The sequence below is a fragment of the Pseudomonas abietaniphila genome, from assembly GCF_039697315.1.
GTDB classification, from domain to species: domain Bacteria; phylum Pseudomonadota; class Gammaproteobacteria; order Pseudomonadales; family Pseudomonadaceae; genus Aquipseudomonas; species Aquipseudomonas abietaniphila_B.
Window position 1 is genome coordinate 1,107,466 of sequence record NZ_CP155619.1, and the last position, 11,521, is coordinate 1,118,986.

14 protein-coding genes are annotated in these 11,521 nt (G+C 59.5%); 7 read left to right on the plus strand and 7 right to left on the minus strand.

Features of this window, described 5'->3' with window-relative positions; translation table 11 throughout:
- Nucleotides 1–110: 110 nt before the first annotated feature.
- From ABDX87_RS04875 to aroC, 3 genes are read right to left on the minus strand one after another with little or no spacing between them, the layout of a single operon-like run.
- On the minus strand, nt 111–725 hold the full coding sequence (locus tag ABDX87_RS04875) for a methylthioribulose 1-phosphate dehydratase (protein WP_346831863.1): 615 nt from the start codon (nt 723–725) through the stop codon (nt 111–113).
- Entirely contained in the window at nt 722–1,870 is a 1,149-nt protein-coding gene (locus tag ABDX87_RS04880; protein WP_346831864.1) for an MFS transporter, read from the minus strand. Before ABDX87_RS04880 ends, ABDX87_RS04875 begins: the two co-directional genes overlap by 4 nt.
- A 37-nt stretch (nt 1,871–1,907) precedes the next feature.
- Complete coding sequence (gene aroC, locus ABDX87_RS04885; protein ID WP_346831865.1) at nt 1,908–2,999, minus strand: chorismate synthase; 1,092 nt, start codon at nt 2,997–2,999, stop codon at nt 1,908–1,910.
- Between the two features lie 130 nt (nt 3,000–3,129).
- On the opposite strand from aroC, the gene ABDX87_RS04890 reads away from it, so the two are divergent.
- On the plus strand, nt 3,130–4,125 hold the full coding sequence (locus tag ABDX87_RS04890) for an alpha/beta hydrolase (protein WP_346831866.1): 996 nt from the start codon (nt 3,130–3,132) through the stop codon (nt 4,123–4,125).
- A 213-nt stretch (nt 4,126–4,338) separates the two neighbouring features.
- A complete protein-coding gene (locus ABDX87_RS04895) occupies nt 4,339–5,139 on the plus strand; it encodes a hypothetical protein (RefSeq protein WP_346831867.1) in 801 nt (266 codons plus the stop codon).
- Between the two features lie 121 nt (nt 5,140–5,260).
- On the opposite strand, the gene prmB is transcribed toward ABDX87_RS04895, so the two are convergent.
- The gene (gene prmB / locus ABDX87_RS04900) at nt 5,261–6,169 is read right to left on the minus strand and encodes a 50S ribosomal protein L3 N(5)-glutamine methyltransferase (RefSeq protein WP_346831868.1); all 909 of its coding nucleotides are present in this window, start codon (nt 6,167–6,169) and stop codon (nt 5,261–5,263) included.
- 253 nt (nt 6,170–6,422) lie between these two features.
- Between prmB and ABDX87_RS04905 the strand changes: the two genes are divergently transcribed.
- The 3 genes from ABDX87_RS04905 to ABDX87_RS04915 all read left to right on the plus strand — a co-directional run bounded on the left by ABDX87_RS04905 (nt 6,423) and on the right by ABDX87_RS04915 (nt 8,254).
- On the plus strand, nt 6,423–7,046 hold the full coding sequence (locus ABDX87_RS04905; RefSeq protein ID WP_346831869.1) for a cysteine hydrolase family protein: 624 nt from the start codon (nt 6,423–6,425) through the stop codon (nt 7,044–7,046).
- 232 nt (nt 7,047–7,278) lie between these two features.
- The gene (locus ABDX87_RS04910) at nt 7,279–7,599 is read left to right on the plus strand and encodes a hypothetical protein (protein ID WP_346831870.1); all 321 of its coding nucleotides are present in this window, start codon (nt 7,279–7,281) and stop codon (nt 7,597–7,599) included.
- A gap of 94 nt (nt 7,600–7,693) precedes the next feature.
- Nucleotides 7,694–8,254, plus strand: a complete 561-nt coding sequence (locus ABDX87_RS04915; RefSeq protein ID WP_074755173.1) for a Smr/MutS family protein — start codon at nt 7,694–7,696, stop codon at nt 8,252–8,254.
- A 128-nt stretch (nt 8,255–8,382) separates the two neighbouring features.
- Here ABDX87_RS04915 and ABDX87_RS04920 read toward each other — a convergent pair whose 3' ends face one another.
- Nucleotides 8,383–8,565: a hypothetical protein gene (locus ABDX87_RS04920; protein ID WP_346831871.1), complete on the minus strand. Its 183-nt coding sequence runs from the start codon at nt 8,563–8,565 to the stop codon at nt 8,383–8,385.
- Nucleotides 8,566–9,210: 645 nt separating this feature from the next.
- Here ABDX87_RS04920 and folE point away from each other — a divergent pair.
- Entirely contained in the window at nt 9,211–9,756 is a 546-nt protein-coding gene (gene folE, locus ABDX87_RS04925; RefSeq protein ID WP_074755179.1) for a GTP cyclohydrolase I FolE, read from the plus strand.
- A 54-nt stretch (nt 9,757–9,810) separates the two neighbouring features.
- The gene (locus ABDX87_RS04930) at nt 9,811–10,182 is read left to right on the plus strand and encodes a glutathione S-transferase N-terminal domain-containing protein (protein ID WP_346831872.1); all 372 of its coding nucleotides are present in this window, start codon (nt 9,811–9,813) and stop codon (nt 10,180–10,182) included.
- Nucleotides 10,183–10,356: 174 nt separating this feature from the next.
- Here ABDX87_RS04930 and ABDX87_RS04935 read toward each other — a convergent pair whose 3' ends face one another.
- On the minus strand, nt 10,357–10,743 hold the full coding sequence (locus ABDX87_RS04935; RefSeq protein ID WP_346831873.1) for a lysozyme inhibitor LprI family protein: 387 nt from the start codon (nt 10,741–10,743) through the stop codon (nt 10,357–10,359).
- A gap of 162 nt (nt 10,744–10,905) precedes the next feature.
- A complete protein-coding gene (locus tag ABDX87_RS04940) occupies nt 10,906–11,508 on the minus strand; it encodes a glutathione S-transferase family protein (protein WP_346831874.1) in 603 nt (200 codons plus the stop codon).
- Between the last annotated feature and the right edge of the window lie 13 nt (nt 11,509–11,521).

Here is an 11,521-nt window from a genome sequence, read left to right on the forward strand (position 1 = left end):
TGCGGTGTTCCTCGGTTCGGTCAACGCGCGCCGGCGCTGGGGGCCGGTCGGGCGCGGGTTCATTCAGGCAATCGACAAAACGGTACGGGTACGGCTTAGTGAATCAACGGTTAGCGATTCATGATCGCCATGGTCTTGAGTTCGCACTCGAACAGGAACTCAAACGCCTCGATCTGACGCAAAGCATCGCTCATCTTCGCGCCCCAGGTGTACAACCCGTGGCCGCGAATCAGATAACCGGCGCAATCGGGATGCTGGTCGAGCCATGGCTGGACCTTCTCGGCCAGCCGTGCGATGTCCTGATCGTTGTCGAAGATCGGCACGACCACGCGCGACTCATGGGTGACCACACCGCTGAACGCTTTTTGCAGTTCGTAATCCTCGAACACCAGACGGTCGCCCTCGGTCAGCCGTGACAGCACCGTCGCATTCACCGAATGGGTGTGCAACACCGCGCCCACTTCAGGTTTGCAGCGGTAGAGCTGGATGTGCAGCAAGGTTTCGGCTGAGGGTTTCTTGCCCGGCTCCAGGCTGTTACCGGACAGGTCGGTCGCCAGGACATCGTCGACACCGAGCTGCCCTTTGTGTTTACCAGAGACGGTCAGCAACGCCTCGCTGGCCGACAACCTTGCCGAGTAGTTGCTGCTGGTGGCGGGCGACCAGCCACGGCCATACAGAAAGCGCCCGGCTTCGATGATTTCTTGAGCCAATGATTCGCGACTCATGCGCGCTCCTCTTTCATGCAGGTGAACGCCAGAATCGCGGCAATCAATGCCGCCAGGCTGGCAATGGCGAAGGTCCAGCCAGCGCCTAGCGCATTCCAGCTGTAACCCGAATACAACGCACCCATGGCGCCACCGGTGCCGGACAATGCGGCATAAAGCGCCTGTCCCTGGCCTTGCTGGCGGGGGCCGAAACTACGTTGCAGGAAATGTATGGCAGCGGCGTGATAGCTGCCGAACGTGGCCGCATGCAGCAACTGGGCGAATATCAGGACCGACAAATGATCGGCGAAATTGCCCAGCAAAAGCCAGCGCAGAGAAGCCAGCGCAAAACTTGCGATCAGGACGTGCCGCACACTGAAGCGCTGAAGAATCCGGCTCATTGCCATGAACATCAAGACTTCAGCGACAACGCCCACGGCCCAGAGCATGCCGATGATCCCGCGACTGTAGCCAAGGTGCTCCAGGTGCAGCGTGAGGAAGGTGTAATACGGCCCGTGACTCAACTGCATCAGCGCGACGCTGACATAAAAGACCAGTACACCGGGACTGAACAGTTGCTTTAAAAAGCCCTCACCCGCTGGACGTTGACTCGATGCTGACGGTTGGGCATTGGGCACCCACCAGCTGCTGCCAACGATGCCGATCATGATCAGCAATAAGGCCTGGGGATACAGGTCCAGGCTGAACCACTCGAACAATCGACCCATGCCGACCACCGTCAGGATGAAGCCAATGGAACCCCACAGACGAAGCTGGCTGTAGCGCGCCGTCTGACCCTGGAGGTGCGCCAGTGTGATGACTTCGAATTGCGGCAACACCGCATGCCAGAAGAAGGCGTGCAGGGCCATGACCATGGCCAGCCAGGCATAGGATTTGTCGAACAGGATCAGCGAAAAACACGCCAGCGTGCAGACCGCACCGAAGCGCACGATGGCCAGTCGGCGACCCGTGTAGTCCCCGAGCCAGCCCCAGAGATTCGGCGCCACGCAACGCATCAGCATGGGAATCGCGACCAGCTCACCGATGCGCGCGCTGGAAAACCCCAGATGATCGAAATACAGCGCCAGAAACGGCGCCGTGGAGCCCAGCAAGGCGAAATAGAACAGGTAAAAACTGGACAGGCGCCAGTAAGGAAGCGCTGCCACGTTCAAACGCCCGTGGCAGCGGCACCGAATGGCGGCATTACAGTTGACCCAGAACCGGCGTATTCACCCGCACGTCCATGTTCTGGCCGCGATGGCGGAGCAAATGGTCAAGCAGCACGATGGCCATCATTGCTTCGGCGATGGGAGTGGCACGAATTCCGACGCACGGGTCGTGACGGCCCTTGGTGATCACATCGACCGGGTTGCCGTCGACATCGATCGAACGGCCCGGCGTGGTGATGCTCGACGTTGGCTTCAACGCCAGATGCGCGACGATGGGTTGCCCAGAGGAAATACCGCCCAGGATGCCGCCAGCATTGTTGGACAGGAAGCCTTCCGGCGTCAGTTCATCGCGGTGTTCGGTGCCACGCTGGGCAACACTGTCGAAGCCGGCGCCGATTTCGATGCCTTTGACTGCGTTGATACTCATCAGCGCGTGGGCCAGTTCGGCGTCCAGGCGGTCAAAGATCGGCTCGCCCAGGCCGGGCATCACGCCTTCGGCAACCACCGTAATTTTTGCCCCGACCGAATCCTGGTCGCGACGCAGCTGGTCCATGTAGGCTTCCAGCTCGGGCACTTTGTCCGGGTCCGGACTGAAGAAGGCATTTTGCTCGACCGAGTCCCAGGTTTTGAACGGGATGTCGATAGGGCCCAACTGGCTCATGTAGCCGCGCACGGTGATGCCCTGGGTTGCCAGGTATTTCTTGGCAATGGCGCCTGCGGCGACACGCATGGCGGTTTCACGGGCAGAGCTGCGGCCGCCGCCACGGTAATCACGAATGCCGTATTTGTGGTGATAGGTGTAGTCGGCGTGGGCCGGGCGGAACAGGTCCTTGATCGCCGAATAGTCCTTGGACTTCTGGTCGGTGTTGCGAATCAACAAGCCGATGGAGGCGCCGGTGGTCTTGCCTTCGAACACGCCGGAGAGGATTTCGACCTCGTCCGCTTCCTGACGCTGGGTCGTATGGCGGCTGGTACCGGGCTTGCGGCGATCGAGGTCACGCTGCAAGTCTTCCAGCGACAACTCGACACCCGGCGGGCAGCCGTCGACGATAGCAACCAGCGCCGGGCCATGGCTTTCGCCGGCGGTGGTGACAGAGAACAGCTTGCCGTAGGTATTGCCGGACATGCGGGAAGGCTCCGAAAAATCGTTCAAACACACGAGCCCGCCAGTATACGCAGGCTGATCGCGTGAATCACCCTCGAACCTTCTTCGATTGTCCGCATCCAATTGACACTTTATTGACGATGGTCCTGCGATGCTACGTGCTATGTCCCTGATCCGCGGCTTGCTGCCGCTGCGAGTAATCGCTTTGACCCTCACTCTTCTGTCTTCCCTGGCCCAGGCCGGCACACCCGTCGTGCTGCAGCGTCCGATCACCCTGGACACCGGCACCGGCGAACTGTTCGGCACGTTGCTGCTGCCTAAATCCACCACACCGGTGCCGGTGGTGCTGATCATTGCCGGGTCCGGTCCCACCGACCGCGACGGCAACAACCCCGACGGCGGTCGAAACGACAGCATGAAGCGCCTGGCGCTGATTCTGGCCAAACACAACATCGCCAGCGTTCGCTATGACAAGCGCGGCGTAGCGGCCAGCCGACCGGCGACACCGGACGAACGTGACCTGAGCATCGAAAAGTACGTGGACGATGCCGTGGCCTGGGCCGAGAAGCTCAAGACCGACCCGCGCCTGGGTCAATTGATCCTGATGGGGCACAGCGAGGGCGCTTTGGTGGCGACGCTGGCCGCTGAACGCGCAGGCGCTACGGCGCTGATCTCGGTTGCAGGCACCGGTCGCCCGGTCGATCAGGTGGTCCGCGAACAGCTGCGGTACCGCTTGCCCCCTCCTCTGCTGGCGCGCAGCGAGGAGTTGATCGAGGAAATCAAGGCAGGCAAGACCGACGACAACGTCCCGGAGCCTTTACAAGTGGTGTTCCGTCCAAGCGTGCAGCCGTACCTGATTTCCCTGTTTCGACAAAATCCGGCGGCAGCCTTCAGCAAGCTGAAGATCCCGACCCTGATTATTCAGGGCCGCAACGACATGCAAGTGGGCGTGGGCGATGCGCAACTGCTGCACAAAGCCAAACCGGACTCGCAACTGGCGATCATCGACGGCATGAACCATGTCCTGCGCATCGTGCCGATGGACATGAAGCGTCAGCTGGCTTCCTATAAAGACCCGCAACTGCCGCTGGCCAGTGAACTGTCCGATCGGATCATGAATTTCATCAGCTCGGTTCCCGCCGCCTGAGGCCTGTCTCAATGCTTCCGTGGGAGCGAATTCATTCGCGAAGATTTATCTGACGCGGCCTATGCGTCGTGTGCACCCCTTTCGCGAATGAATTCGCTCCCACAGGTCTTCTGCTCCCATCTCCGCTTCTTTCCCTTCAGCTTCGCCGAAAACGGCCGATAGCGGGATGCAGGCATTGTGTTGCCGAGCAATGTCGAGAACAGGACCGCCGTGATGACAGAAACAACTATTGAGGCCGAAGCGGCCGCCCCGACAGACGCCAAAGAAGGCGAAGTCGCAGCCCCGGTATTGTGGGACGACGTGCAGGCCGAGCATTTTTCGATGCTGCGTCTGGCCCCACTGCCCACTGATCGTGCCACCGGCGGCCGGCCATTGCGTTTTGTCGAGTTCGGCCGTGCAGAGCGCAACAGCAAGGAGTTCAGCCTGCTGCGCATGAGCTATCACTTGCCGGGCCAGAAAACCCGCAAGGAGCAGAACCATCTGGACATCTGGGTCGATCACGCCAATCGAGCGGTGCGTATCGGGCCTGAGTCTGGCCTGCAGATCGAGCCGTGGAACCGTGGCCTGGGCCGGTTCATGGTGGCTCAGGGCATTCACTGGGCACAGAAACGCTGGTCGGAATACAAAATCGCTGGCACGGCGCTGGCCAACAAGGACGCGCTCAACGAAGACACCCGGCTGCGTCGCGATCACTTCCTGAAGACGCAGGGTTTCGAGGTGGCGTACGCCGACCCTCAGCACCTTAAAGGCAGCATCAAGGATGTCAAAGTCGCCAATCTGAACAACACCTGGAACACCGACAAGGTGCAGATCGTCGAAATTCTCGACGCGGCGCAGATGCTGCAACAGGCCGAGCAGAAGATTCAGGAACAGGAAGTCACGATCAAGAAGGCCGAAGACAAGGTCAACAAATACCGTCGCGACGACAGCGGGTTGCGCTTCACCATCGCGTGCCTGGTGACCTTTGCGGTCTTTCAGGCCGGATTACTAATCTGGATTGCGACGCATCGGTAAGTCGATACCGCAAAATCTGTAGGAGCCGGCGTGCTGGCGAAAGCGGTGTGTCAGTTGACCTGGCGAAACCTGACACTCCGCATCGCCAGCACGCCGGCTCCTACAATATTTTCCATGTGGCCTATACCCTGGCCGCAAAAACCGCCTGATGCGCCCGGCACTGTTCAGCCGTCAGCATGAACACACCATGGCCGCCGCGCTGGAATTCCAGCCAGGCGAAGTCCACTTCCGGGTACAGCGCCTCGACGTGCACCTGGCTGTTGCCCACTTCGACAATCAGCAACCCCTTCTCGGTCAGGTGATCCGCAGCCTGTGCCAGCATCCGCCGGACCAGATTCAGACCGTCAGCGCCACAGGCCAGCGCCAGTTCGGGCTCGTGCTGGTACTCGTCCGGCATGTCCGCGAAGTCTTCGGCATCGACATACGGCGGGTTGGATACGATCAGGTCGAAACGTTGACCCGGCAGGCCGTCGAAACCATCGCCTTGCACCGTATAGACCCGCTCATCCAGACCGTGGCGTTCGATGTTCTGGTTCGCCACTTCCAGGGCTTCGAATGACAGGTCCGCCAATGCCACTTCCGCGTCGGGGAACACATCGGCGCACGCGATGCCGATACAGCCGGAGCCGGTGCACAGGTCGAGGATCCGTGCAGGCTCCTGGCCCAGCCAGGGTTCAAACCGGTTCTCGATCAGCTCGCCAATCGGTGAACGGGGAATCAGCACGCGCTCGTCGACGATGAACGACATTCCGCAGAACCACGCCTCGCCCAGCAGATACGCCGTTGGCACGCGTTCTTCGATACGGCGCATGATCAAACGCTGCAGATTGACTAGTTCGTCATCTTCCAGGTTGCAATCCAGGTAGGCGTCGGAAATTTCCCAAGGCAGGTGCAATGCACCCAGCACCAGTTGACGGGCTTCGTCCCAGGCGTTGTCGGTGCCATGACCGTAAAACAGATCTTCCCCGTGAAAGCGGCTGACGGCCCAACGGATATGATCGCGCAGGGTGCGCAGGCGGGAAGTGATCACAGCAGACTCCTTGAAAAAACGACGGGCGATTCTAGCAGCCATCCACTCAACAAACGATGCCTGAGCCCGACAGGCGTTTTGTCACGGAAAACTTTCCACAGCCTTTGTTTCAATTTGCAGGCAATATGACAGTAACCGCGACCTGCTCGACGGCTTGAAGCCCGGTGAAAAGCGAAGCCTGTGAGCATTGAGATTCACAGAATCGCTCAGCCAGTGGACAATGTGGCAAAAGCCCCACTCGAAGGAGCCCCAGATGTCTGTTTCAAAGACCGGTCCAAAGACCATGTTTCAACTCAGTGGCCGTGAATACGCGGCGGCCACCTTGAGTAATGCCACGCTGATCATCATCGATGCCCAGAAAGAATACCTCAGTGGCCCGCTGGCCCTGACCGGCGTTCAACACGCCATCGACAACATCGTCAAACTGGTCGACGCTGCGCGCGCCGCCAAATCACCGATCATCCATGTCCGTCATTTGGGGACCGTGGGCGGCATGTTCGATCCGCAGGGTGAACGCGGAAAGTTCGTCCCGGAATTGATGCCACAAGGTGATGAAATCGTCATCGAAAAGCGCCTGCCCAACGCTCTGAACGGCACCGTGACCACCGACGACCGCAAAACCCTGCACAAGCTGCTCGAAGACCTGGGCCGTCTGGATCTGGTGGTCTGCGGGTTCATGAGCCACTCCAGCGTCAGCACCACCGTGCGTGCGGCCAAGGACTACGGTTTCCGCTGCACGCTGGTTGAAGACGCCTGCGCCACCCGCGATCTGCCGACACCCACCGGCGTCATCAAGGCCGAACTCGTTCAGCAGGCGGAGATGGCAATCATGAACGACAATTTCGCCAAACTTGCCCTGACCAAAGACCTCATCTGACGCGACGCTCTTCATCAGGAACTGACCCATGATCGGCAGGGGTTGCCCCGCTGAGATCAATTTTCCGGCAGTTCCTGAAGAAAAAGCGTACAAATGCAGTCATCAGGCGTGTGACACATCTCACATAACCGCCTATCCGTTAATCACTCGTGTTTGCCTTTGAGCGCTGACCAAACGGGAACCACCCCGGCATAAGCTGGTCAGAGCGCCGATACCCATAGAGGAAGTCGGAATGAAGATATCCGATGGTTTCGATGCCCGTCGCCTGCGGCCAAAAGGCCAGAGCAACTGGCGGATGCGCTTTGGCGCTGTACTGTCTGCGCTGTTTGCAACCGCCGGCGTACTGCTTGCAATGGCCGGCGTCGCCAGCCTGATCGGCCATCCGGCAGCGTTGGGAGAGCTTAACGCCAGCCCGGCCGGCGCCGTGGTCACGATTGTTGTCGGCCTGTTCCTGCTTTACATCGGGGTCTGGCTCTGGCGTCGCAGCCGTCTGCGTCGTCGCCGCGCGGGCGAGCTCAACATGTCGCCGCACCTGATGAAGAAACACGACTGACCCCTCCCCGCGTCATCCGCAGCCATTTGAACGTTTTTAGTCGCGCCGAGATCGGCGTGACTTGGTTAAACTGGCGTCCTTCGCGGAGACCAACATGCAAGACGACGACTTTTCCCTGTTCAGAAGTGAGCTTCGTGGCGTCAAGCCCATCAAGACTGAACACGCCGATGTAGGCAAACCCAAACCCGACCGCAAGCATCTGGCCAAGCTGAGGCAGGCTGCGACGGTGCGCTCTGATGCCACGATTACCGTCGACGGCCTGTCCGATCAGTTTGTGATCGACGTAGGGCCGGAAGACACGCTGTACTGGGCCCGCGATGGCGTTCAGGAAGGTCAGATGCGTAAACTCAAGCTCGGTCAAATCAGCTTCGAAGGCAGCCTTGATCTGCACGGCATGAGCGTGGAACTGGCGCGGGAGACCATGTGGGAGTTTCTGGCGGAGGCGGCGAAGCTGGAAGTCCGCTGCGTGCGCATCACACATGGCAAAGCGGTGCGACTGGACGGCAAGCGCCCGATGATCAAAAGCCACGTCAACACCTGGCTGCGCCAACATCAGCAGGTGCTGGGCTTTACATCCTGCATCGCCAAACACGGCGGTGCGGGCGCGGTGTACGTCATGCTCAAGCGCACGATGATGGAAGGGCGCGACGAGTAAGAACGCTTGACCGGACCCGTAGGAGCGCGACGCTTGCTGTCGATTGCAGGCTTTCAGCTGCACAAGTGCAGACTGGCCTGACGCTTCGCGAGCAAGCTCGCTCCCACGGGACCGGTGTCATTCAGAGATCAGCGCGGACCTGGCCCTCCGCCGCCACCGCCGCCACCCGGGCCGCCACCTTCGTAGTGACCGCCACCGCCTCCATGCCCACCGCCATGGCCTCCACCGCCCGGCCCCCAGAAAGGCCAGCAGCCGGACATGGCTGACATGACCGCGATCACCATCGCGACTTTCGCTATACGACTCAACATTTCATAACTCTCTTAACAGCAGGCATTCATCACCTGCAACGTCTGACAGCACATCCTGTTGAAACCGCGTCGCTGTTTGGTAGCCGTACGGTGTCGAGCTTGATACGCAGCGGTCAAGAAACAAAAAGGCCGCGAGGGGACAACACGCCCGTCGCGGCCTTTATTCGAGTCTCGTTGTGGACCAGGGTATATCCGTTCGATCAGGCTCCCGATCCGATCAATGGGGGTCAGCGGCGATAATAACCAGGTCCCGGGCCATAGCCGCCCCGCCCTTCATAATAATGACCGCCATCATAATGGCGATGGTCCCAACCACCGTGACGACCCCATCCAGGGCCAAAAAAACATCCCGAAACCGACGACGTCAGGGCGATCACCAGTGCGATTTTCGCGATTCGGCTAAACATATGCTTACTCTCTTCATCCGGGCATCTATCACCCATTAACTCAGACACCGAACCGACACATTTCGACATATGCCTTCGGTAAAGGTTAGGTAAAGGTCCCTTTACAGCGCCCGGGCGTCGTCATGCCGCAGGTTTGTCGGTCGCCCGCCGTACACCTCCCCGCCCAGCTACGCTACTATGTGCGCCTTTGCAGGCCGACAACCCTGCGTTTTTTTGAACCCACACGGAACACAACCCTGTGACACTGGAACAGAACTACACGGCGATCCTTGGTCAACTCGGCGAGGACGTCTCCCGCGAAGGCCTGCTCGACACCCCGAAACGTGCGGCCAAAGCCATGAAGTACCTTTGCCGTGGCTATGAGCAAACCCTGGAAGAAGTCACCAACGGTGCACTGTTCAGTTCCGACAACAGCGAAATGGTCGTGGTCAAGAACATCGAGCTGTACTCGCTGTGTGAACACCACCTGCTGCCCTTCATTGGCAAGGCCCACGTCGCCTACATCCCGAGCGGCAAAGTCCTCGGTCTGTCGAAGGTCGCGCGCATCGTCGACATGTTCGCCCGTCGCCTCCAGATCCAGGAAAACCTCAGCCGCCAGATCGCTGAAGCCATCCAACAGGTCACCGGCGCGCTCGGCGTGGCCGTGGTCATTGAAGCCCAGCACATGTGCATGATGATGCGCGGCGTCGAGAAGCAGAACTCCTCGATGATCACCTCGGTGATGCTGGGTGAATTCCGCGAAAACGCTGCCACCCGCACCGAGTTCCTTAGCCTGATCAAGTGATCCGGGCGTCCTGAAAGGCCGCGACCTCAGGTCTGCGGCCGCGAGGTTTCAAGCATGTTGATGAAGGCATTGAGGGTCGGCCTGGGCCAGCTCGTTATTCTGATCGATTTCCTGACCCGCCCCGCCAAGAAAAAACGCTCACCGGACGCTCAGGCCGCCGTCGAAGCGTCGGCAAAAGACCTGACGCTGTACCAGTTCCAGGCCTGCCCGTTCTGCGTGAAGACCCGCCGCACGCTGCGCCGCCTGAACGTGCCGGTCGCATTGCGCGATGCGAAGAACAACGAGATCGACCGTCAGACCCTGCTGACCGAGGGCGGCAAGATCAAAGTGCCTTGCCTGCGCATCGAAGAAGGCGACAAGACGGTGTGGATGTACGAGTCCAAGGTGATCATCGATTACCTCGACAAGCGTTTTTCGGCGGTTTGAAGCATCCCAGACACCCTGAGCTTCAAGCCGGGCATGGAAGCTGTGGGAGCGAATTCATTCGCGATTGGCCCGTACACCCGCCGTACATTGCTGGTCTGGCCAAGCTTTCGCGAATGAATTCGCTCCCACAGAAATCCTGACAGGCCATGGCATCAGCGCTATCCAGACCTTCGGCTATTTAGGACAGCCTTCCTGCCGACACGCCACGTAGCCCTTCAACTGCTCGACCCGCACCTTGGTTTGTGCCGACAAGCATTGCGCCTGCGCCAGCGGCCAAAGACTCCCGCCATCCTCTCGCTTACCCACCTGATACTGGCAATCGGCATCACGAAAGGCGATCCACTTCTTCTGGGCCTCCTGCAGCGCTTTCTTCTGCGCCGGGTTCTTCAGGTAGGCCATCTGCGCCTTGTACTGCGTGTTGAGATCGGCATCCAGCGCCGCATATTCCTTGCTCGCGCACTGGTTCATCGACGCCTGCGTTGCATCGCAATCCTCGGCTTGCGCCGAACAGCCAATGCCCAGCGCCATGAACATGCCCACCGCTATCATCATGAATCGCATCGAATACTCCTTTTTCCAGTTGATCGCCTGGCCTGAGCCAAACGGGGGCGCAGCGTAAATCACCGCGAGCGCACAAGTGTTGCACACAACATTCAGACATAAAAAAACCGGTCACTGTTGCCAGGACCGGCTTTTTTCTCTCTGACGGATCAGCGCTCGGTGTCAATCCAGCATGCCGACGTAACCCGGCTGCTGCTTGATCCGCTCCAGCCAGCGTTCGATGGCCGGGAACTGAGTCAGGTCGAAACCGCCTTGATGGGCGACATGGGTGTAGGCATAGAGCGCAATGTCCGCAATGGAAAAATGCTCGCCCACCAGGAACGGCGTGCGCTGCAGCTGCTGCTCCATGACCTTCAACGCCCTGTAACCGCGCTTGTGCAGCGACCGGTATTCGTCCATACGCGCTTCAGGCAGCCCCAGGTAAAACTGAATGAAGCGGGCCACGGCGATGGTCGGTTCATGGCTGTACTGTTCGAAAAACTGCCATTGCAGCATTTGCGTGCGCAGGCGAGGCTCGGTCAGCAGATACGGCGTGCCTTCAGCCAGGAAGTTGAGAATCGCGTTGGACTCCCACAGGCAGGTGCCGTCCTCAAGCTCCAGCACGGGAATCTTGCCGTTGGGGTTCTTTTCAAGGAACGCTTCGGTTTCGGTCTCCCCATTGAGGATGTCCACCGGCACCCATTCATACTGAACGCCAAGAAGGCTGAGCATCAATTTGATCTTGTAGCAGTTGCCCGAGTTGTAATCGCCGTAAACCTTGTACATCTGCAGCTCTCCC